General features: G+C 31.0%; 21 protein-coding genes. 1 reads left to right on the top strand and 20 read right to left on the bottom strand.

Going from position 1 to position 21,906, the window contains the following annotated elements:
• Positions 1 to 12: 12 nt before the first annotated feature.
• The 4 genes from KQI88_RS02260 to KQI88_RS02245 all read right to left on the bottom strand — a co-directional run bounded on the left by KQI88_RS02260 (position 13) and on the right by KQI88_RS02245 (position 4,635).
• Positions 13 to 954, bottom strand: a complete 942-nt coding sequence (locus KQI88_RS02260) for a phosphoglycerate dehydrogenase (protein ID WP_216414734.1) — start codon at positions 952 to 954, stop codon at positions 13 to 15.
• Positions 955 to 1,187: 233 nt separating this feature from the next.
• Entirely contained in the window at positions 1,188 to 2,087 is a 900-nt protein-coding gene (locus KQI88_RS02255) for a hydroxymethylglutaryl-CoA lyase (RefSeq protein ID WP_216414733.1), read from the bottom strand.
• Between the two features lie 29 nt (positions 2,088 to 2,116).
• Positions 2,117 to 3,367, bottom strand: a complete 1,251-nt coding sequence (locus KQI88_RS02250; RefSeq protein ID WP_246579134.1) for an SLC13 family permease — start codon at positions 3,365 to 3,367, stop codon at positions 2,117 to 2,119.
• Between the two features lie 71 nt (positions 3,368 to 3,438).
• Positions 3,439 to 4,635: a CaiB/BaiF CoA transferase family protein gene (locus KQI88_RS02245; protein ID WP_216414731.1), complete on the bottom strand. Its 1,197-nt coding sequence runs from the start codon at positions 4,633 to 4,635 to the stop codon at positions 3,439 to 3,441.
• Between the two features lie 224 nt (positions 4,636 to 4,859).
• Between KQI88_RS02245 and KQI88_RS02240 the strand changes: the two genes are divergently transcribed.
• A complete protein-coding gene (locus KQI88_RS02240; RefSeq protein WP_216414730.1) occupies positions 4,860 to 6,230 on the top strand; it encodes a sigma-54 interaction domain-containing protein in 1,371 nt (456 codons plus the stop codon).
• Positions 6,231 to 6,326: 96 nt separating this feature from the next.
• On the opposite strand, the gene KQI88_RS02235 is transcribed toward KQI88_RS02240, so the two are convergent.
• The 16 genes from KQI88_RS02235 to KQI88_RS02160 all read right to left on the bottom strand — a co-directional run bounded on the left by KQI88_RS02235 (position 6,327) and on the right by KQI88_RS02160 (position 21,904).
• Positions 6,327 to 7,928, bottom strand: a complete 1,602-nt coding sequence (locus KQI88_RS02235; protein ID WP_216414729.1) for a peptide chain release factor 3 — start codon at positions 7,926 to 7,928, stop codon at positions 6,327 to 6,329.
• 384 nt (positions 7,929 to 8,312) lie between these two features.
• Positions 8,313 to 8,849 carry an ECF transporter S component gene (locus KQI88_RS02230; RefSeq protein ID WP_216414728.1) on the bottom strand — a complete coding sequence of 179 codons (537 nt, stop codon included), beginning with the start codon at positions 8,847 to 8,849 and terminating at the stop codon, positions 8,313 to 8,315.
• A gap of 167 nt (positions 8,850 to 9,016) precedes the next feature.
• On the bottom strand, positions 9,017 to 10,294 hold the full coding sequence (locus tag KQI88_RS02225; protein ID WP_216414727.1) for an ABC transporter permease: 1,278 nt from the start codon (positions 10,292 to 10,294) through the stop codon (positions 9,017 to 9,019).
• Positions 10,291 to 11,025, bottom strand: a complete 735-nt coding sequence (locus tag KQI88_RS18230) for an ABC transporter ATP-binding protein (RefSeq protein WP_216414726.1) — start codon at positions 11,023 to 11,025, stop codon at positions 10,291 to 10,293. Before KQI88_RS18230 ends, KQI88_RS02225 begins: the two co-directional genes overlap by 4 nt.
• A gap of 22 nt (positions 11,026 to 11,047) precedes the next feature.
• Positions 11,048 to 11,719 (bottom strand): ABC-2 transporter permease, encoded by a 672-nt coding sequence (locus KQI88_RS02215; protein WP_216414725.1) that lies wholly within the window; start codon positions 11,717 to 11,719, stop codon positions 11,048 to 11,050.
• On the bottom strand, positions 11,716 to 12,579 hold the full coding sequence (locus KQI88_RS02210) for an ABC transporter ATP-binding protein (RefSeq protein WP_216414724.1): 864 nt from the start codon (positions 12,577 to 12,579) through the stop codon (positions 11,716 to 11,718). Before KQI88_RS02210 ends, KQI88_RS02215 begins: the two co-directional genes overlap by 4 nt.
• 3 nt (positions 12,580 to 12,582) lie before the next feature.
• On the bottom strand, positions 12,583 to 12,960 hold the full coding sequence (locus KQI88_RS02205; protein WP_216414723.1) for a GntR family transcriptional regulator: 378 nt from the start codon (positions 12,958 to 12,960) through the stop codon (positions 12,583 to 12,585).
• Between the two features lie 101 nt (positions 12,961 to 13,061).
• Positions 13,062 to 13,559, bottom strand: coding sequence for a CD3072 family TudS-related putative desulfidase (locus KQI88_RS02200; RefSeq protein WP_216414722.1), 498 nt, complete (start codon positions 13,557 to 13,559; stop codon positions 13,062 to 13,064).
• Complete coding sequence (locus KQI88_RS02195; protein WP_216414721.1) at positions 13,552 to 14,133, bottom strand: CD3073 family putative ECF transporter S component; 582 nt, start codon at positions 14,131 to 14,133, stop codon at positions 13,552 to 13,554. Before KQI88_RS02195 ends, KQI88_RS02200 begins: the two co-directional genes overlap by 8 nt.
• Before the next feature lie 174 nt (positions 14,134 to 14,307).
• Complete coding sequence (locus KQI88_RS18405) at positions 14,308 to 16,803, bottom strand: phosphoribosyltransferase (protein ID WP_216414720.1); 2,496 nt, start codon at positions 16,801 to 16,803, stop codon at positions 14,308 to 14,310.
• Positions 16,763 to 17,881 (bottom strand): HpcH/HpaI aldolase/citrate lyase family protein, encoded by a 1,119-nt coding sequence (locus tag KQI88_RS02185; RefSeq protein ID WP_216414719.1) that lies wholly within the window; start codon positions 17,879 to 17,881, stop codon positions 16,763 to 16,765. The genes KQI88_RS18405 and KQI88_RS02185 overlap by 41 nt, the downstream gene beginning before the upstream one ends.
• A 225-nt stretch (positions 17,882 to 18,106) precedes the next feature.
• Positions 18,107 to 18,688, bottom strand: a complete 582-nt coding sequence (locus KQI88_RS02180) for a TerD family protein (RefSeq protein ID WP_216414718.1) — start codon at positions 18,686 to 18,688, stop codon at positions 18,107 to 18,109.
• A 38-nt stretch (positions 18,689 to 18,726) separates the two neighbouring features.
• A complete protein-coding gene (locus KQI88_RS02175; protein ID WP_216414717.1) occupies positions 18,727 to 19,332 on the bottom strand; it encodes a TerD family protein in 606 nt (201 codons plus the stop codon).
• A 57-nt stretch (positions 19,333 to 19,389) separates the two neighbouring features.
• Positions 19,390 to 20,073 carry a TIGR00266 family protein gene (locus KQI88_RS02170; protein WP_216414716.1) on the bottom strand — a complete coding sequence of 228 codons (684 nt, stop codon included), beginning with the start codon at positions 20,071 to 20,073 and terminating at the stop codon, positions 19,390 to 19,392.
• Positions 20,074 to 20,103: 30 nt separating this feature from the next.
• Positions 20,104 to 20,685, bottom strand: a complete 582-nt coding sequence (locus tag KQI88_RS02165; RefSeq protein ID WP_216414715.1) for a TerD family protein — start codon at positions 20,683 to 20,685, stop codon at positions 20,104 to 20,106.
• A gap of 139 nt (positions 20,686 to 20,824) precedes the next feature.
• Positions 20,825 to 21,904, bottom strand: coding sequence for a toxic anion resistance protein (locus tag KQI88_RS02160; protein WP_216414714.1), 1,080 nt, complete (start codon positions 21,902 to 21,904; stop codon positions 20,825 to 20,827).
• Between the last annotated feature and the right edge of the window lie 2 nt (positions 21,905 to 21,906).

Raw genomic sequence — 21,906 nt, 5'->3', positions numbered from 1 at the left:
TCCATCCTTTGACTAATATCCTCTTTTTAAATTAACTAAATTAATAAGTTCTTCTTCTTTTATATACCTTTCCATATTTTCAAATATAGTTTTAAACCTTCTTTCATCTCTCATTTCAGACATCCAAGAGTTATGTGGAGTAACAATTACATTTTCCATATTCCACAGAGGATTTTCTGCTGGCAAAGGTTCTTCCTCAAATACATCCAAAGCAGCTCCTAGCAGGTTGCCTTCCCTTAGGTGGTCTATCAAATCCTTTTCATTTATAATACTTCCTCTAGAAACATTAATAAGCACGGCATCTTTCTTCATCTTATTCAATTTATCCCGATTGATTAAATGATGCGTATCCTCGGTATAAGGTATAGTTAAAATAACTACATCGCTAATAGCCAAAACTTTATCTAATTCATCTATAGAGTAACATTTGTTAAAGTAATTAGTTTCTGTCCCCTTTGTATTTATTCCAATTACATTCGCTTCAAAACCCTGAAATCTTTTGGCAGATTCTACAGCAATACTTCCAGTACCAATAAAAGCTATATTTTTTCCACAAAGCTCTAAAAGCTTAGTATTCATCTTCCACTTTTTGGCTCTTTGTTGACTATAAAGATCTACACTCTTTTTATATATTTCCAAGGTTTTAAGCACAACCCATTCTCCCATTGGAATGCTATATCCACCTTTATTATTAGTTAAAATAATATTGTTTTTTAATATAGTCTCGGCCGGAACCTGATCAACCCCTATGCTAGAGAGCTGAATCCATTTAAGGTTTTTCATTTTAGTAATATCTAGCGTAGAAAAAGGATTATAGCAAACAAAAACTTCTATATCCTCTATATCATCACTATACTCAATGTTTTTTTCATCCTTTAATATAACTTCATAGCCTAAATTTCTAATAAGATCCATTTTTTCGTTTCCATAATTATATGTAAACAAAGCTTTCATATAGCCACCCCTATTCTAAATTATATATTCTTTAAATTATATAACCATTATACTCAAAACTAAACTGTATTCTATAATAATTAATATTAATATAAAAAAAGCATCTTCGATGCTTTCTCTAAAGTTTTATGCACAATATATTAATTTATAAAAAAACCTACTATTTAAGCAGGTTTTTTTATATTTTCTAATGGTACTAACCACATAATTTATATGAAGTATTAGTACTATATTTATTTTTTACATAGGCTATTCATATGACTAACTATAGGAGAGTTTACTTTTTGTTTAATTAAATCTACTGCCTTGTTTAATTCTTCTATATTTAAATTAATATCTACTCCCATTCCCATAAGCATATTGGCTAAATCCTCTGTTGCACAGTTTCCCGATGCTCCTGGAGCAAAAGGACAACCTCCAAGTCCTCCAGCAGCAGATTCAAATACTTTAACTCCATGGTTCATGGCAACAAGTGTATGGGCTAGACTCAAACCTCTAGTATCATGTAAATGCATACATATTTTGTCCATATCAATATACTTTTTCATTTCACCTAGTACTCTATCCACTAAAACTGGATTTCCTAAGCCAACAGTATCTGCTATTAATATACTATCTGCCCCTAGCTTTAATCCTTTTTCAGCCATACTTATTATTTTTTCTGTTTTTATTTCTTCTCCAAAAGGACACCCTAAGGCCGTTGCAATACCCAGTCTTACTTTCATTCCCTTTTTATCTCCTACAATTTCTTCAAATTCTGCCATAGATTGTTCTACAGTTCTATTTACATTTGCCATATTATGTTTTTCACTTACAGATACAACATATGAAATCCAATCAATACCAGTGCATTCAGCATTTGCAGCTCCTCTTTTATTCGGAATCAATCCCATTAGTCCTACATCTTTACCTCTAGTATAATTTTTTATTTCTGCAACTACATCAGCAGCGTCAACCATTTGAGGTATCCATTTAGGATTTACAAAAGATGTAATTTCTATTTTTTTATATCCAACATCAACTAGCTTTTTAATAATTTCAATTTTATCTTCGGTTTTAATAAAATCCTTCACATTTTGAAACCCATCCCTTGGGCAAACTTCAATTATTTCAACATTTTTAGGAATATTCATAATCTTCACCTCTTATATTTTTTATAATATTACTTAATAATTCTATATCCTCCCAACAGTCCAATAAAAGCAACAAGAGCTAGTGAAAATATTGACCAAATAAATAATTCAACAAATATTTTATTTTGCTCTTCTTTGCTGCATTCAGTATTAGCAACAATTGCTGCCAATATTAATGCACCGCCACTGGAAGCTGGACTTAACCCTGCAACTGAAGCCGCAATACCTATAGTTGAAATTAACTCCGTTGCAGTAATAGAACCACCAACTGTTTCAATAATTGTACCTACTGTAGGAATCAATGTTGGATAAACTACACCTAGAGCAGAACTAAACCAAGACATCATTCCCCCTGTGATACCCATAATAGGCCCTGCTGTACGCGGTCCCATAATTGATGATAGTGCAGTTGCTAATATATTAATACCACCTAATTTCACAACAATTTCCATAAATAATCCAACACCAGTGATAAGTAATATAACACTCCAAGGTATATTTTTAATAGACTGGGCTTCATCAGCAACATTTAGAACCATAAGAATTGATCCTATCAAGAAAGAAGCAAGTCCAACATTTATTTTTAATATTAGTACTATAAACAGCATTGCTAAAACACCTATAATTGTAATGACTTGATCCTTGTTGAACTTAGGTAATTCGCTTGCTTTTAAAATATTTTGATTTTTAGGTTTATATCCTTTATAGTAAACATAAATAATCACTGAAAGTATAATAGAAGTAAATGTAGCATTTAATAATAATGGCTTAATCACACCTGTAATTCCCTGTTTTGATGCTAAGTCGGCAATAAGAATACCTTCAGGTGTAATGGCCGTCATTCTACCACCAAAGAGGCCAATTACCCCTATTAATCCTAACATAATAGGTTCGACGCCTATTACAAGCGCTAAAGGTACTGAAAACGCAGGCATGATAGCAAGTGCCGGTACAGCACCAGGTCCCACCGCTGGAATAATAAATCCAACAACAAATACTACTATTGGTATCAACCATGTTCTTTTTCCAACTACGGATACAATTTTCTTAGCTAATAATTCTAAGGTACCATTAACATTAACTATACTAAATAAATATGTTACACCAGCTAACATAATAAAAAGTGAAGAACTAAAACCTGATATAATTTCTTTGTCTGCAATTCCAGCTAGCCTACCAACTATTAGTGATGCTGCTATAGCCAGTATACCTACATTTGTTTTTCTTAAAAATCCAATAACAATTACTACAAATAGTAAAATCAATGATATTAAGCCCATGTTTTCCACAATTCTTAAACCCCCACCTTAGTTTATTTGGTTATATTCGATATCAAAGCTTGAAAAGCCTATTATATTATTCCATTATTTTTTAATTCATCTAATTGTTCTTTGCTTAAGTTCAATATACTTTTATAAACTTCTTCATTATCCTGACCTAATGTAGGTGCTGCGCATTTAATAGTAGGTTTTGTATCAGAAAGTTTTACATGGCATCCATTAACCTTCATATCTCCTATAATTGGATGATGAACATCAACAAACATTTCTCTTACATTTGCTATATGTTCGTCCTCAGTTAATCTCTTCATATCATAGATTGGTGCCGCAGGTACTCCAGCTCCTAATATTGTGTCGACTGCTTCATCTATGGTAAAGTTTATTGACCACTGTTCTATTATTTCCTTTAATTCTACATGATTTTGGTTTCTATCCGCCATAGTAGCAAATCTTTCATCTGTGATTAATTCTGGTTTCTTCATTACCTGACATAAAATCTCATACAGCTTTTGGTTTCCACATCCGATAACAAAGAAACCATCTTTAGCTTGGAATGAGTCATAAGGATAAGCAGCTGCATATCTATTTCCAAGTTTTTCTGGTATTTCACCTGAAGCAAAATATCTTTGTGTTCCTGTTTCTAAACTTGCTACAACTGAATCAACTAATGAAACGTCTACTCTTTGCCCTTTTCCTGTAACATGTCTTCCATTAAGAGCTGCTAATACACCAATTGTAAGTGATAGACCACCTAAAACATCTCCCATTGCATTTCCAACTCTTGTAGGATTCCCTCCTGGCCAACCAGAAATAGCCATAAGACCGCCCATTGCTTGTGCAATAATATCATATCCTGGTCGGTCTGAATAAGGTCCATAACTTCCAAATCCTGATACTGCAGCATAAATAATCTTATCATTCACTTCTGAAAGAACATCATAACCTAAGCCTAACTTATCCATAACTCCTGGCCTATAATTTTCAACTACTACATCAGCGTTTTTAACCATTTCTAAGAATAATTCTTTACCCTCAGGCTTCTTTAGATTTAATGTGATACCTTTTTTATTTCTGTTTACATTGGCGTAATATAAACTTTCACCATTTTTATATGGTCCAAAGTTTCTTGTGTCATCGCCTTTACCTGGTATTTCTATTTTTATTACCTCAGCTCCCATATCCGCCAACATCATTGTGCAAAATGGTCCTGCCAATACTCGAGTCAAATCTAAAATTTTAATTCCTTCTAATGCTCCTCTGTTTTTCATAATTACCTCCTAAAATTTAGCTATTATTTAATTTTTAGCTTTATATTTTTTACTCATTATTTATTAGAGCAAAATTCATGCCAAAATATATTGTATGAATTTTGTTGTTTTTTCAGAAATAATTTTATTTTTAGTATTCTTTTGTTTATTTTTGTATATTTTTGTTTCATTTTGTATTATTTATGGTATGCTTAACCTATACTCTATTCTAAGTAGGTGGGATTATGATAAATATGAATTCAAATAAAAATGATTTTAAAACCAAACTTGATTTAGAAGTATTTAAAACTGTTTTAAATTTTTCTTACAGCGGTATTGTAGTAATTAATAAGGACAAGATTATAGTAAATATCAATAAGTGGGCCGAAGAATTTTTAAATATGCCTATTCCAGAAATGTTATACAAGGAAACAACGGATTTTTTTCCTGATTCTGACTTGGTTAAAGTTTTACAAACTGGGGAAGTACACAAAAACAGACTAGCTATAAGAAATAACAAAAAAATAATTATAAACAGAATTCCTATTTATAGTGATAATGAAATTATAGGAGCAGTAGCATTGTTTCAAGATGTTAATAAAATACAGGAAAATGAAATGGATATCAGAAATAAAATTATAGATACAGGATTTTTTGCTAAATATAATTTTGATGATATTATACACAAGAGCCAAAACATGGCAGACGTAATTAAAATAGCCAAAATCTATGCAAAAACATCATCAGCTATTTTGATAAATGGCGAGAGTGGAACGGGAAAAGAGCTATTTGCACAAAGTATCCATAATTATAGTGATAGAAAAGATTGTCCTTTTGTTGCTTTAAACTGCACCACCTTACCTGAAAGTATTTTAGAATCAGAACTTTTCGGATACTCTGAAGCTTCCTTTACGGGTGCCAAGAAAGGAGGTAAAATGGGTTTATTTCAGCAAGCACATAGAGGTACAATATTTTTAGATGAAATAGGTGAAATACCTTTGTCCGTTCAGGCTAAATTATTAAGGGTTCTTCAGGAAAAGCAAATTAGACCAATAGGAAGCAATAAAATAATACCAGTAGATGTTAGGATTATTTCCGCTACAAATAAAAATCTAATTGAAGAAGTTGAAAAAGGGAATTTTAGATTGGATTTAATGTATCGTTTAAATGTCTTAAACCTTAAAATACCTCCTTTAAGAGAAAGAAAAGAAGATATAATTCTTTTTTCTATTAACTACTTTACAAAAGTCAATCATGCATTATATTCAAAAAACAAAAAAACAATAATGAATATTTTAAATTTACTTTCTAATCATGATTTTCCGGGAAATATAAGGGAACTTGAAAATGTTCTTAGTCGTTTAACACTTTTATTAGAAGCAAATTTATTAAAAGATGATTTAAATATGGTTATTGATCAACTTATTGATAAGTATTCCTCTTCATCAATTCAAAATATTAATAATAATGTAAGTTTAACTCTTGAGAACACAGAAAAACAGGAGATTATTGATTTACTTATACAAATGAAAGGATCTAAAAATGATGTTGCTAAACATATGGGTATAAGTCGCTCTACATTATGGAAAAAGATAAAAAAGTATAATATTAATTAATTTTTTAATAAATACTAAAAGTCCCTAAAATTTTAAATTTTAGGGACTTTTAGTATTTATTATATAAAAAATCATTAATGTGAAATTAAAAGGTAACTATTTTATGGAAATTTCCTTTAATGTAGCATTGGGATTACGCTCTGCTACTCTCTGTATTGACCATTCATTTTGGAATAATAATACTGGTCTTTCTTCATCATCTTCTACAATCAATGTATCAGTTGTTGTCTTAAATGTATCTGGGTCAAAGTCCTTCATTTCTACCCAACGAATATATCTATAAGGTAGTTGCTGCATTTTAATATCTACCCCGTATTCATTTTGAAGACGATATTCTAATACTTCAAACTGAAGTACACCAACTACACCTATTATTAGTTCCTCTGTTCCAATGTATAACTGCCTAAATACTTGAATAGCACCTTCTTCTGCTAGCTGTGTAATACCCTTTAAAAATTGTTTTCTCTTCATAGAATCCTTTGCATATATCTTGGCAAAATGCTCAGAAGCAAACACAGGAATTCCTTCATATTTGGTCTTTGATCCATCTTGACACAAGGTATCTCCGATATTAAATATACCTGGGTCGTGAATACCTATAATATCTCCAGGATAAGCCTTTTCTACTACTACCCTATCTTGAGCTAAAAATTGTTGGGGTTGTGATAATCTTACCTTTTTATTTATTCGCACATGATCAACTTCCATACCCTTTTGGAATTCTCCTGAACAAATACGAATAAAAGCTATACGGTCACGATGGGCTGGATTCATATTAGCTTGAATTTTAAATACAAAGCCCGTAAAGTTTTCAGACTCTGGAGTAATCTCTCCATGATTACTCATTCTACCGGATGGAGAATTTGTCATTTTTAAGAAATATTCTAAAAATGGCTTTACTCCAAAGGTAGTCATCGCACTACCAAAGAACATAGGAGTTAGCTCACCCTTTAGAATTTTGTTTAAATCATAATCATCCCCAGCCATATCAAGCAGCTCAATTTCTTCCATCAATCGATTGTGTAAATCTACACCTAGTAAATCTCTAAAAGCAGGATCTGTTACATCTCCAGCTGTAGATTCTACTACACTTTGACCATGATTCTTTTCATGAAATACTTCTATTTGTTGCTTTTGACGATCGAATACTCCTTTAAAGTCACCATCAGTACCTATTGGCCAGTTCATAGGGTAAGATCTAATACCTAATACCTTTTCAATTTCCTCCATAATCTCAAATGGATCTTTACCTGCACGGTCTAGCTTATTTACAAATGTGAAAATAGGTATACCTCTCATTTTACATACTTGAAATAGCTTTTTTGTCTGTGGCTCTACACCTTTAGCACAGTCAATTACCATTACAGCACTATCCGCTGCCATTAATGTACGATAAGTATCCTCACTAAAGTCTTGGTGACCTGGGGTGTCTAGTATATTAACGCAATAGTTGTTATACTCAAATTGAAGTACACTGGAGGTAACAGAAATACCTCTTTGCTTCTCGATTTCCATCCAATCAGATACTGCATGTTTTTGCGCTCTCCTAGCCTTTACAGAACCAGCCAAACGAATAGCTCCACCATAAAGCAATAGTTTTTCTGTCAAGGTTGTTTTACCCGCATCGGGATGTGAGATAATCGCAAAGGTTCTTCTTCTATTAACTTCATTTAAAAAAGATGAATTTGCATTTGTCATAATTGTTCCTCTTCTCTATCCTCTAAATTTATTATTTATTTCCATTCAATGCTTTTTATAACATATAGGAAATTATTTACGTTTAAAAATTTTAAATCAGCAATAATTTCTGTAGTATATTTCAAAAATTTAACTTTAAAATATTTATTACAGACTTTTTCATTTTAACTTTTTATCTAGATACTGTCAATTATATATGTATCCAAAAAGTTATGAAAGTCGTTCAATAATATCTTATGTAAAAAAATTCGTCTGATGCTATCGCATCGACTCATGACGCACTTAAAATATTACCAACATCCTACTTTTTTAAAAACCTTAAATAGTAAAAAAGTTTATACTTTCTCACACTATAAAAATAACGATGGAGAAATTTCCCCATCGTTATTTTAACACATATTGCTTAAAATATTTAGTTTTTTTAAGAGCAATACCTATTGGTATGAATAATAAAGCGCCTACAAAACCTTGAACTAAATTTGCTGGTATACTAGTTGCTGAAACCACAAAGCTTCCCTTCATAATTCCTCCTGCAATAAAGTAACCAAATACCATCCAACTAGCTCCAAATACTAAAGCACCACTATTTCTAAAGTTAATTATATTATCATTTTCTTGATCTGAAATAGCACCAATACCATATCCCATTAGACCTTTAATAATAAGTGTTGGTAATATCCAATGAGTATACCCAAGAAGTAAATCTGCCATAGCGGATCCTAATCCCCCAGCAATAGCACCTTTCTTTTTACCAAACATAATTGATGCTAGAAAAATCATACTATCGCCCAAATGAATGTACCCTTCCGTAGAAACAACTGGAATTTTAATCAGCATTGTAGATACAGCTACCAAAGCAATTAAAAGACCTAAGATTGTTAAATCTTGTATCTTATTAGATTGTAATTGTCTATTCATCATTAAAATATCCCCCTTATAATATGTAAAGTGTATCGCACTATCATTACACTTTTATTGTACCACGAGACTTTATCTATGTAAAGTATGTATTCTAAGTAGTTTAGTAAAAGTTTGTATCGATACACTTTTCATAAATAGTAGGGCTAAAATAAATTTTAGATATTTGATTAATATACTTTTAATTTTGAGATTAATAAATAACTATGAATTTCTACAATAATTATTGATAAAATCGAAATTCCGATAAAATCTATAATAGGATTAAAAATCCATCCGTTCAATAAACTCAACGGTATACTCAGTAATATTAAAAATGCTACTAATATAATAGTTGGTCCCAGCTTAATAGCTCTTATTTTTTGTTTAAGTGTATACGGATAGATTTGAAACCATGTATCTTCCTTTAGATTAATCCATATGGATGATAAAAAATCCCCAACTATGTAGGCTGTTAATACAATGCTTATTATTGTAAATGTATGGATTTCTACAACACCACTACTAGTTACTAGCCTATCACCAAAAGTAATACCTGCTAAAATAGCAAAGTACATTTGTAATAATAAAGTAAGATTGCCCTTTCCCCTTTGTAGTATTTTAAAATATAGTAATAATAGTGCACCAGTCTGGTGAAAGGGTAATATTTTTCTACCACTAAAAATCGGAATGGTCCTTACCCTAGATGCTTTCTTTTCCTTAGAAGATTCCTTAAGTAGAAATGCAAAATTCTGAACTCTTTTGTTTGTTTCCTCATTAATTAGTCTCTCCCAATCAATTAAAACATCATTTTTAATTAATTGAGATATTATTAGAATAATTATTGAACTGCTAAAATATATTACTATTTTAAGCCTTGATATATAACCTTGAGTTAATATGGGTAAAATCCATGCTATAAGACTAGACACTACAGAATAAAACAGAGTACTATATATTCTTCTTTTCCATCTTCCCTGTTTATTCCATAGAGTAAATTTAAAGTTTAAAATAGCTAGCCTTAATATTGATCCACATACTAAGACAACCAAGTATATATTAATTGTTGCATTAAAGTAAATGCGATAATAAAAATATAAAAGAGTCCATATTAAAGACCATATTAGTACATATATTCCTGCACTTAGTGTATGGGAATACCTAAGAAACCGTCTACCATCTATATTTAAAGGTGATAAAAACACTTGATCTGCCAATTTCAAATATCCAACAAGATTTCCAGATACAAGACTTAATACTAATATCATCTGTGGTATTATAGCCATGTAACCTACAGATAAATATCCCATAATCTCCAATATAATTTCCTTAGAATAAAATCCTAACACCCCAATTATTCCTAACAAATATAACAAGATAACTCCATCTATTTGAAAAGATATAAATTTATAGTATAGCTTTGCTAGATAAGTTATCCGTTTTTTCCATATTAATAAGATTGGATTCATTCGCTATCACTCACCAATCTGTCATATATATCTGCTAGACTTCCATATTCTATTTCCGCATACTTTCTTAGCTCCTCCATAGTACCTGTAGCTTCAATTATGCCGGAATTAATTAATATAAACCTATCACATATTTTTTCAGCTGTATCCAATACATGGGTACACATTAAAACTCCCTTGCCTGCTTCTCTCTTTAGCTTTATTATATCTATAAAGTCCTTAGTTGCCTTCGGATCTAGTCCTACAAAAGGTTCGTCTATAATATATACAGAAGGATCATATAAAAAAGCACACATAATCATAACCTTTTGCTTCATACCCTTTGAAAATGAATTAGGAAAATGATGGAGCTTATCCTTTAACCTAAATATTTTTAATAGCTCCATCATTCTTTTTTCAAAAGTTTCCTTATCTAATCCATGGGACATTGCTGTAAACTCTAAGTGTTCCAAAAGGGTCATCTCATCATATAGTAAAGGGACCTCAGGAACATAGGCAATTCGTTTTTTAAATTCAAGAGGATCTTCCTTAATATTATATTGTAGCATTTTAATTTCTCCATCTATAGGAGGCAAAATCCCCAATATACTTTTTATAATTGTTGTTTTACCAGCACCATTTGGTCCAATTAATCCTAAAATTTCTCCTGGCTTCACCTGGAAGGATACTTGATTTAATATCTTTACTTTATCGTATCCTCCAGATAAGCTTTGTATATCTAGTAAATTCACCCCTTCACCTCCGCTGTTTATTTTAGTTAAACTCTCTATTTGAATATATCTTTGTTGATATTATAGCAGAAACAATTACAAGAATCATAGCGGTAAATAAAGTTATTCCAGCAATAGCAATAGGACCATTACTTGCTATAAAATTCAAACTAGACTCCATAGAGGAACTACCTATATATTTTTGCAAATAATTCTTAGCGAACATTGGACCGAAGAAGAAAATGAAAAATATAATCATATTAAATACTTTTGCTTTTATATATCCAAATTTAAAGTAAACAGGTAGATAAATGGCTGCCAGCATCCAAGCAATTGAAAGAATAGCAACAATGTTTTCTAATTCTATTATTCGAATATAAGTGAAAGACAATTTTAAAACTAACATTCCTGCTAATCCTACTACAATAACAGATAACATAGAAAATAGCATTATAGCTCCATATTTTGAAAGTACAATTTTTTTACGACTAATAGGTAAACTATTTAATATTTTTTCACTTTTATTTTGATCATCGATAGAACATGAATATTGAATAAACATATAGGTTATTCCTATAGCTGCTGCCACATAAGCCGACTGAGCCATATCTGACGAAGATATTGAAAATGCTATAAGCATAAAAAAACTATATCCAAGCAATAATAAAAAATATTTTTTTTGGATTATAAATTCTTTTTTTATTAAATTAATCATTTTTTATTCCCCCTAACGGTATATAACATAATATCTTCTAATGTAGCATTCTCAATTATTATTTCATTCTTTAGCTCTTTTTTTAATAGCACACTGTTTGTTGTTAAAGCCTCAAAACCGTAATTGTGTTCTTTTACTCCTATAAGTTTTTTTCTTGTATCAAAGTTTAAAACTTCTTTTCCGCCTTTCACTATTTTATATTGATTCATTATTTCATCCTTTGGTTCACTAAACAGCATTTTACCATCGTTAATAAAGGTAATATAATCTGCAATCTTATCTAAATCTGTAGTGTTGTGAGTAGAAAATAAAATTCCCTTTTCTTCATCTTGTATAATATCATACAAGATTTCCAAAAGCTCATTCCTTATAATGGGGTCTAACCCTGATGTAGGCTCATCCATTATAATTAAATCTGCCTTATGTGATAGGGCTAAGGCTAGTGAATACTTCATTTTCATCCCCTTAGATAATTCTTTAATTTTCTGTTTTAAAGATAGGTTAAACTCTTTAATATATTTTTGAAAAGTTTTTTCATCCCAATTTTTATAAAAAGGTGCGATAATATTCTTCATGTCTAGAAGACTTAAATCTTCATAAAAATAATTTTCGTCGTATACAAAGCCTATTCTTTCCTTTATCGCAATTTCATCCTTCTTATAATCCTTGCCAAAGATTTTAATTTGCCCTCCATCTTTTTTTATTAGGTTCATTATAAGTTTAATAGTTGTGCTTTTCCCAGCTCCATTAGGACCAATAAACCCCATAATATATCCTTTTTCTAAATTAAAGCTTATGTTATTTAATTGAAATTCCTTATACCTTTTTGATACATCCTTTAACTCTAATAAATAATTCATCCTCTATTCCACCTCACCATAAAGTATTGTAAGCATCTCATTTAATTCTTCAATAGTTAAGCCTAACTGTTTTCCTTCTATAACAGCACTCTGTAGTTTTTCCTCAATTATTTGTAGCTTTTTTTCTCTAAGTAGTTCTTTATCTTGAACTGCTACAAAGGAGCCTTTTCCAGCAACAGTTTCTATAAAACCTTCTCTTTCCAGTTCCTCATAGGCCCGCTTTGTTGTAATTACACTTATTTGTAACTCCTTTGCTAAATTTCTTATAGATGGCAATTGTTCACCTTCCGATAATTCTCCATTTAAAATTAAATTTTTAATCTGATCTGTAATTTGGTCATATATTGGCTGACCTGATCCATTTAGAATAATTATTCTCATTTTTCTTCCTCCGTATATACTGTATATACTATATATATACAGTATATACGCGCCTTTGTCAATATATAACTAAAAAATAATTAAAATAAAAAACTCCACAACTAAAGGTGGAGTTTTTCTTCAATAAAATTTTTAAATTGTTTTACTACCTCATCAGCTTCTCCTTCCTTATAATTCTCTGGAATATCGAAGGTAGGCAGTTGTAAATCTTCTTTCTCTATTAACATAAAAAGTTCTTCCATAAAGATTCCCTTTTTTCCCATAGTGTCGCAGGAAGGACTTTGCCCTATTCCTAAAAGTCCAATAATTTTATAGTCATGCTTTTTATATTCAACTATTTGTTCTACCAATCTTAAAGCTAATTCTTTACATAATTGCCTATATTCAGGTGTATCATACTCCTCTTTAGTCTTTGGAGGACGATCTTCTCCTAAAAATGTAAACTCTGGGCAGGGCATCTGTACTATTGATATATTATAATCTAATAAAATTCTAATAATATCATTAAAAGCACCTTGAGCTCTTTCCCATCCATTAATTACTGCATTCTGATTTAAAACACAATGTGCAGTATAGATTATCAATTTTTCTCTATACATTTCTAGTTTCCTTACCTATTTTAAAATTAGTAGGCAATGATACTATTAAAATAGACACTAATATACAACTTACTATTTTATCTATAAAATTACCTATTACTCTAGTTATGAAAACAGAAGGGAGAAGTCTTTGTCCACTTGCACGTAACCACATAAGTATAGCATCGGTTCCTCCTCCAGTTACTCCGTCAAATAAGAAAGCTGCTATTGGTGCACCTATAGCGGGCGCCGCAATAGCTAAAATAACACCAGTAACAATTGCTGTTTTAATACCAAAGTTCCACTTCTTAGCAATAAGACCAACTATTATCCCAACTACTATACTTACAATAGCAAATGGTATATTTTTAGGAGTAGTTATCATACCTTGAATAATATTAGTTAAACCTCCTGTCATAGCCCCTGCAATAGGTCCTAAGGTTGCTGCTACAAAAATTGTTCCTATTGTGTCTAAGAATATTAATGGAATTTGCAATCCTTGAACAAAAGTACCTAAAACAATGTTAATAACAATACCTAAAGATGCCATTATCATAATTCTAGTTGAACCCAAAGCAGTACTTCTAGTAGCCATTATAATTCCCCCTATTTCTTTAATTTAGTAATCTCAATTTCATTATAGATGGTTTGTCCATTTCAATAAAATTGAAAATTTCTATAGGGGAAGTGGCATTAATAGGAATAAATTATTAATATACTCCTAATCTCTTATTGTTTTATCCACAATTTTCTTAATATTATATTAAATTCACTCTTTTAAAGGCTTAATCAATCCACAACATTCATAGGTCATGTGTGGATATTCCACTACAGGAACTCCTCTGTCTTTTGCTAGTAATAAAATATGCTTTAGATTATCACTTTCATAATCACGAACTAATACTTTCCAAGGCACTCTACGCAGAAGTACCCTTGTAGTTTCTCCTATACCTGGTTTAATTAAATTAATATCTTCTATTCCAAATACCGTTTGTATTATTTCAATATCTTTTAATCCTTTCCAAGTAACTTCATGTGGAAGTTCTTTATGAAGATTTATCTCAGCTTCTATTTCATCTTGAATCAAAGAAAATTCTTCTGTAATTCTATCTATAAATAAGTTAGATACATCATCATCCTTCATTTCCTCGTAAAACTTAGCACCATGAAAATCATTGGGTCCTATTAAATCTTCACGGTGTACCGTACGGCTAACTAAACCTGAAACTGTAGAATTAAGGCAAGCACTTGGAATAAGAAAATCTTCTCTAGTACCAAAGGTTGTTGTACAATATGCAGGGTCAGCTAATACTGCTAAATCAGAATTTAAATCCACTCCTAAACTTTCTTTTATCTGTTTACAAGCTTCAATTAATACTCTAGTAATAGCACCTTTACCTGTCCATCCATCTATAAACTGCACTTCTTTTTCTGGATGCTGCTTTAAAATATAAGCAATCGCATTCTCATCTATTCCCTTACCCCTAATTATAGAAACACTGTAATGTGGCAATTTAATACCGTAATTATTTTCTAAGTATCTTTTAATCAATATTCCAATAGGTGTTCCTGCCCTTGCTAAAGAAACTAAAACAATATCCTTCCCTCTATTACTTATAATTTTTTCAGAAACTACAGCTACAGCCAATGCAACCTTTCTAGCTGATTCCTCCAAGGATTTATGAAATAAATTTATATAATTCTCAGTTGGTTTATATTCAACAGGTAGCATTTCAGAATAATGGACCCCAGACTGTATAGCTTCTTCTTTATCTTCTGTATCTGTTTCTATTATAGAATCACTAATGTTTTTTAAAAGAAAAACTACATCCTCCTTACTGTAACTTCCAGTAAAAGGCTTGTTCTCTGCCGCCAAACAATACACAATAAAAATTTTAGGAATACCTAATATCTTTAATGTACCTACTATAGAGTCTAATCTATTAGGAGAAACTTCTCTTTCTAAAATTAAAAATAGCTCATCATACCCTTCATATGGAATATTATATAAGTAATTTATAACACCTGATCCCCCCGGACTTTCAAAAGAGAATCCATTTTTAGCACCATACTCAGCTTTATTTAATGGATAAATAGGACTTCTAGTAGTAGAGTGATATTTTACCCCTTGCCCCATATGGGCTGCTATCATCATTGGAATATACATAAATTCCTCTGTTCCTAAGCATAGTGTTTTATCACCTGTTCTTTTTGACTTAAGTAATTCTCCTATTTTAGCTATTTTGTTACTAATATGGTTTTGTTCACTGCATGATATACCAAATCGCCCTGTTTCTTTTAAATATGGAGTTATATGCTCATTTCCTTCTCCATCAAGATAAGTATAACTGAGTGGTTTATCAAAATAATCATCTAACATTAAGTATTCTATACTAACATCAGATTCTTCTACACATATTGCTACTTCTTCGTTTTGTTTTATACAATTTATATTTGAACTTCCTTCTATTTCAATATTACCTGACACTAGAGAAATAACTTTAATAGAGATTCCCATATCCCTCTCTATTTCATTAAATTTATTAATATCATCATCGCTTCGCCAATCCAAAATGGATAATACAACATAAGTTTTGCGAGGATATTTGCTTTGCAGAGCCTTAATAATATTTAAAATTGTTTTTCCCGTAGTAAGCTCATCATCTATTAATACAATTGGTGCATCTGACTTTAAAACTTCTTCACTTAAACCATAACAATTGTGATCCTTAGCATGGGAATGCTCTTCTTCAAAGGCTATATTGAAATCATTGTTTAAAACTATATCTCTTGTAGTATGGGTATAAAATCCTTCACCTTTAAAATAGCTAAATATCCCTTGGGCTATTCCTGTAGCAGTTTCAGCAAATCCAATAAAAATATTAGGCTCTGGCAATACATATGGAGTTTGAATTGCTTTTTTGTAAATATCTTCACAATTATTCTGATCAATAAAACCACTAACGAGTTCTTTAATCCTAGTCTCATCTTTTATATTGTAAACTTCATCCATATATTTAGTAGCCAGTATAAGATTTGCTAATAATCCACTGTAAGGATTAATAGGAATATGCTTTCCTAAAACTTTACTTACAAATAAAAAGCTGCGTTTGGGATTTTTCCGTGCAGCCATAGTAAATAAAGTATTGAGTGGAATATTGTAGTGGTTATCTTTTACTCTAATAATCATATTCAATGCGTCAATGATATTATATTCATACTTATTACTTTCTTGCCAATAGGTCTTTGTAACATTTGTTTTCATTGTACACCCCATAAATATATGATTTTTTGATTATCTTTTTGGCCCAATTTAAGTGAGGCTTAACTTCATTCATTTTGTTTTTATATATGCTACTAACTACACCGTTATTTTCATTTTCATTATATATAATTGCATAGGCATCCATATATTCTTCGTAAGTAACTACTTGAAGTGATTGGATAGGAATTATTTGGCTAGGATGTATTACGGTTTTTCCAAATAATCCGTTTTCTTTATCCAGCTTTCCTTCCTTAATTAATCCTGCTATAGGCTCTTGCAAATAGTAGTTTTCATCACCTGTGTTTTTAGTAAAATACTCCCATACTGGTCCTGATATTGCATAATTATCTTCATATCTTCCAAATATATTAATAATACTACTTAAGCAATCTCTAATAACAGAAATATCATATATCGCATTATTAATATTTCTTCTTATACCAAACAAACTTGAAAAATCAGTTGCTCCAATACGAATATTTAATATTAAGTGTTTATATTTATCGAATAACTCTTTCAAATTTTTAAGATACTCCAATCTATTGTCTAAATATAAAATATCCTTAGTTTCAAGTACAGGCATAACATATAATGAAGTATTCCATTTGCTATTTAGATTTTCTATCTCCTTAAAATAATCTTCTCCGTTAATATAAGAAAACTTAGGAATAACAAAACCAGCTAATAGATTTATTTTTTCTCCTAAAGCCATGGAAATAGACTTAATTTGCTCTAGGTTTCTAATTCTTATAAAAATAAGTGGTACTTCTTCCTCTAATATATTTCCTTCTTTCAATGCATCATCTATTTTTTTTAATTGGATAATTACATTTTTTAATCCATTTTCAACAGTACTATCTCCTACAGAATCTTCAAGGCAAATAATTACAGACATTATACCCTTTATCTTTTTTTCTATAATATCTGTCCCTATCCTATCTCTTATACCTGGCATATATAGTGTTGCTCCGAGGGCATAGGATAATATATCCTTGTCTTCATTTTTTGTAAAATTTTGTGGTTCTTTATAAAAAAGGTCTTTTATTTCTTGCTCTGATAGATAATTAAAATATTTCAACCCATAGCCCTTCTTTCATTCGTAATATAATTCTTATAAGGTATACAGCTTAAATCTATATGACTATTTTATATGAAAAGTGAAAATAATAACAGAGTATATTTTCGCAAAGTTTTCAACAAAAAACAGCAAAATATGGCTTTTTTATTGTATTGTAAAGTATACTTTTTCAATACAATAAAAAAGCCAGTAGGAATATCAAACTCCCCCTACCGACTTATTTTGTTAACCTACCTGTAATCCATAGTTGGCACAAAGTGCAGCTAGTCCACCTTGAAATCCGCTTCCAACAGCACTAAACTTCCATTCACCACCATGACGATATATCTCACATACTACTATAGCTGTTTCTATAGAGAACTCCTCTGCTAAATCATACCTCAATACTTCTTCATTAGTCTCTTCGTTTACTAATCGAACGAAAGCATTAGAGACTTGTCCAAAGTTTTGAGCTCTCTGCAATGCATCATGTATAGTAACTGTAATTGCAATCTTATGTACATGTTCTGGAACCTTGTCGAAAACTATCACTAGTTGTTCGTCATCTCCTTCTCCTTCACCTGTCCTATTATCTCCAGTATGGATAACTGACCCATTAGCTCCTTGCAGGTTGTTATAGAAAACAAAATCCTTTTCATTAACTACTTTGTCGTCAGCTCCTACTAAAAAGGCAGAAGCATCTAAATCAAAATCATATCCTCCAGAATATTTGTTTGTATCCCATCCTAATCCTATAATAGCCTTTTTAAGTCCAGGATTAGTTTTAGTTAAGTCTATTCTTTGACCCTTAGATAAATTAATTGTCATATAGTACTTCTCCTTTCTACTAAATGATTTTATTTAGTTTAGAACTTTTTAATAATTTCTCCCAAGGAAGTATCTTGGGTCCCCTCTCCAATAGCTCCGAATTTCCACTCACTGCCGTGTCTATATATTTCTCCAACCATTAGTGCCGTTTTTCCACCGTAGTTCTCTGTTAGGTTATACCTAATTAGCTCTTGTTTGTTACTCATATTAACTATACGAATAAAAGCATTTTCTATCATTCCAAAATCTTGTTTTCGTCTAATACAATCATAAATATTTACAACAAATAGAAGCTTATGTATATTTGCAGGTATTTGGCCAAGAACCGCGATAATTTCCTCGTCGTCTCCATCTCCGTCTCCAGTTAAATTATCTCCAGTATGCCATACACTTCCACAGCTGCTTCTTAAATTACCAAAATAGATTAGATTTTTATTTGATACCAATTTATTATTTTCATCTAGCATTAATACAGAAGCGTCACAATCTATTTCAGGAGCCTTGCCACCACCTAAAAGTCCACCAAAAAGTCCACCTTTTTTTTGCTCAACTGGGTCCCAGCCTAGTCCTATCATTATTTGAGATAATCCAGCATTTCCCTTTGTCAAATCTACTCTTTGTCCCTTTTGTAAACTAATTGTCATATTACTTCCTCCTCTCGAGTTATTTATTATAAATTAAATATTGAAATTATTTATATATTATTTACCTGATGTTGGTATAAATTGTCTAATCCATGCACCAAAACCTCTAGGATTTCTAGTTTGAATTAGCACTGTTCCAGGACCTCTAAATCTACATACTAAGCTTTCACCAGATGTCCAGCTGGATATCCATCCTGAAGAAGCCTTCTCTATATTATATTGCATATAGTCTGGCCAAGCTACTAAGTGACTATTATCTATTACTACCTCTTCTCCTGCTTCTAAGTTAATCGGATGTATAGCCCCATAGGAGTTAATAAAAACCGTACCTGTACCACGTACCTTTAGTATGAAGAAACCTTCCCCAGAAAAAAGTCCTCTTGTTAGGTTCTGCATTTGAGTATCAACAGATATAGAGTCTGAAGCTGCTAAAAATCCATCCTTTTGCACACATAGGCCGTAGCTTCCATCTAGCTCTACATCTACAACTCCACCAGGAACAGAAGGTGCAAGTAGTGCTTCACCAGGTCCTCTATTTGCCGCAAGAGTTTGAAAGAAAAACTTTTCTCCCGCAAGCATTCTACCTAAACCTTTAAAAAGCCCACCCTCTAGCTTTCCATCTAAATCAATTGTACTTGACATAGACACCATAGCATCGGATTCTGCTTTTATTCTTTCTCCCTTTTGCAAATTTATCTTTACAATTGGAAAAGCGTTTCCATACAAGATTTCATATTTCATTTAATTTTCCCACCTTATTTTTAACTAGTATTATCCTACGTTTACTCCAAAATTCCTACAAAGGGCAAAGAGACCACCTTGGAAACCACTTCCGATAGCATTAAACTTCCATTCTCCTTGATGTCTATATAGTTCGCCTACAACTAAAGCAGTTTCGATGCTAAAGTCTTCCCCTAAATCGTATCTAATTAATTCTTCTCCAGTTTCTTCTTTGAATACACGTATAAAAGCATTGGATACTTGTCCAAAGTTTTGGGCACGTTCTTCTCCATCATGGATAGTTACAGTAAATGCAATACGCTCTATACTGGCAGGAACCTTAGATAATTCTATTTGTATTTGCTCATCATCTCCATCACCTTCACCAGTAAGGTTATCTCCTAAATGAGTAATAGATCCAGACTTATCCTTTAAATTATTATAAAAAATAAAATCATGATCTCCACTCACTTTACCATCACTTCCTAAAAGAAATGCTGCAGCATCTAGATCAAAAGCATTGCCTCCATCATACTTATTTGTATCCCATCCAAGACCTACTACAACCTTAGATAACCCTGGATTTCCCTTAGTCAAATCTACCTTTTCACCTTTTTTTAAACTAATAGCCATTATTATCCCTACTTTCTTCATTTTTTATTATTTAAAAATAATTATTCGTAATCTTTAATATTTACTATTTAAAACTTAAAATATTTAATATTAAATTTAATTTTATTAATTTTAGTCAAATTTGTCAAGTAAGGTATTATTATCTTTTACTTTCTAATTGATGTTGAAGCTCTAACAGTTTTTGTCTACTTGCATCACGATTTTGTCTATTTTCTTCTTCTATTTGTTTAGTTTCTTCAATACCTCTTACTATAGTTTCAAAGGTTTTTTCAAGAGTTTCAATTTTAATACTAGACCCTGATGTTAATCTTGCAATATCTACAGACTGACTAGCTATATTTTGAGCATTTCTCATTAGCATTTCATTTGTTTTATCGTCTAAAGCTTTCATTGCATCTGCTTGTATTTTTTGTCTTTTTATAGCAATCGCCTGTATAAGTCCTGACTTAAACACAGGAATCGTTACTACAAATGCACTTCCAATTTTACGTAGCAGATTATAGTTACCTCTTTGAATTAGCTTAATTTGAGGTGCTGTTTGTAATGCAACCATTTTAGCCATTTCTAAGTCATATATTCTTTGCTCTACCATTTCAAGTGCCTGTAGTCCATTTTGTAGATTAATTGCTTCCATTTGATCTCCAGAAGCTGCTTTTTGCTCTAGTTGTGGTATAACTTGAGTTCTCATATTATCAGTTATTATATATCCTGCTTGAATATATTTTTCAAGATTTTCATAGTACTCTAAATTTTTTCCAAACATTTCTTCAAGCATATTATTTGTTTTCGTTATTTCATTTTCATATTGCTTAATTTCTACATAAATTTTTGAAATTTCTTTGTCCATTGTCTGATACTTTTCAAGCAATTTGTTAATATCATCTTTAACTTTGTTAAATATTTTTTCAAAAAGTCCTGGTTTTTTATCTTCAAAATCTTTTTTATCAAACTTACCCATTATAGAATTTAATTGCTGTAACATTTTTCCACTATCTTCTACAGAGGAGTTACTAATAGAAGATAAAATACGATCACTAAATTTTGAAATTTCAACAGCAGTGTCTTGTCCAAAAGACATAATAGCTTGAGCATTTCTTATATCCAATTGAGTTGCTAATTTTTGTACCTCTGGCGAAGCTTTTACTTTTACAGCTACTTCATTAACTTTTTTTTCTAAATCAACTTCCTGCATCTCAAAGTTTCCATTAATTTCGTTCATTA

The organism is Alkaliphilus flagellatus (assembly GCF_018919215.1).
GTDB lineage: Bacteria > Bacillota > Clostridia > Peptostreptococcales > Natronincolaceae > Alkaliphilus_B > Alkaliphilus_B flagellatus.
This window is presented reverse-complemented; position numbering and strand designations above follow the sequence as displayed.

Coding starts and splice junctions, on each gene's coding strand:
- KQI88_RS02245 (WP_216414731.1), bottom strand. CDS start 4,635: ATGAAAAACAGAGGAGCATTAGAAGGAATTAAAATTTTAGATTTGACT.
- KQI88_RS02225 (WP_216414727.1), bottom strand. CDS start 10,294: ATGAATCCAATCTTATTAATATGGAAAAAACGGATAACTTATCTAGCA.
- KQI88_RS02230 (WP_216414728.1), bottom strand. CDS start 8,849: ATGATGAATAGACAATTACAATCTAATAAGATACAAGATTTAACAATC.
- KQI88_RS02205 (WP_216414723.1), bottom strand. CDS start 12,960: ATGAGAATAATTATTCTAAATGGATCAGGTCAGCCAATATATGACCAA.
- KQI88_RS02235 (WP_216414729.1), bottom strand. CDS start 7,928: ATGACAAATGCAAATTCATCTTTTTTAAATGAAGTTAATAGAAGAAGA.
- KQI88_RS02160 (WP_216414714.1), bottom strand. CDS start 21,904: ATGAACGAAATTAATGGAAACTTTGAGATGCAGGAAGTTGATTTAGAA.
- KQI88_RS02260 (WP_216414734.1), bottom strand. CDS start 954: ATGAAAGCTTTGTTTACATATAATTATGGAAACGAAAAAATGGATCTT.
- KQI88_RS02200 (WP_216414722.1), bottom strand. CDS start 13,559: ATGTATAGAGAAAAATTGATAATCTATACTGCACATTGTGTTTTAAAT.
- KQI88_RS18405 (WP_216414720.1), bottom strand. CDS start 16,803: ATGAAAACAAATGTTACAAAGACCTATTGGCAAGAAAGTAATAAGTAT.
- KQI88_RS02240 (WP_216414730.1), top strand. CDS start 4,860: ATGATAAATATGAATTCAAATAAAAATGATTTTAAAACCAAACTTGAT.
- KQI88_RS02170 (WP_216414716.1), bottom strand. CDS start 20,073: ATGAAATATGAAATCTTGTATGGAAACGCTTTTCCAATTGTAAAGATA.
- KQI88_RS02210 (WP_216414724.1), bottom strand. CDS start 12,579: ATGAATTATTTATTAGAGTTAAAGGATGTATCAAAAAGGTATAAGGAA.
- KQI88_RS02165 (WP_216414715.1), bottom strand. CDS start 20,685: ATGGCTATTAGTTTAAAAAAAGGTGAAAAGGTAGATTTGACTAAGGGA.
- KQI88_RS02175 (WP_216414717.1), bottom strand. CDS start 19,332: ATGACAATTAGTTTACAAAAGGGACAAAGAGTAGATTTGACAAAGGGA.
- KQI88_RS02180 (WP_216414718.1), bottom strand. CDS start 18,688: ATGACAATTAATTTATCTAAGGGTCAAAGAATAGACTTAACTAAAACT.
- KQI88_RS02250 (WP_246579134.1), bottom strand. CDS start 3,367: ATGGGCTTAATATCATTGATTTTACTATTTGTAGTAATTGTTATTGGA.
- KQI88_RS02255 (WP_216414733.1), bottom strand. CDS start 2,087: ATGAATATTCCTAAAAATGTTGAAATAATTGAAGTTTGCCCAAGGGAT.
- KQI88_RS02195 (WP_216414721.1), bottom strand. CDS start 14,133: ATGGCTACTAGAAGTACTGCTTTGGGTTCAACTAGAATTATGATAATG.
- KQI88_RS02215 (WP_216414725.1), bottom strand. CDS start 11,719: ATGATTAATTTAATAAAAAAAGAATTTATAATCCAAAAAAAATATTTT.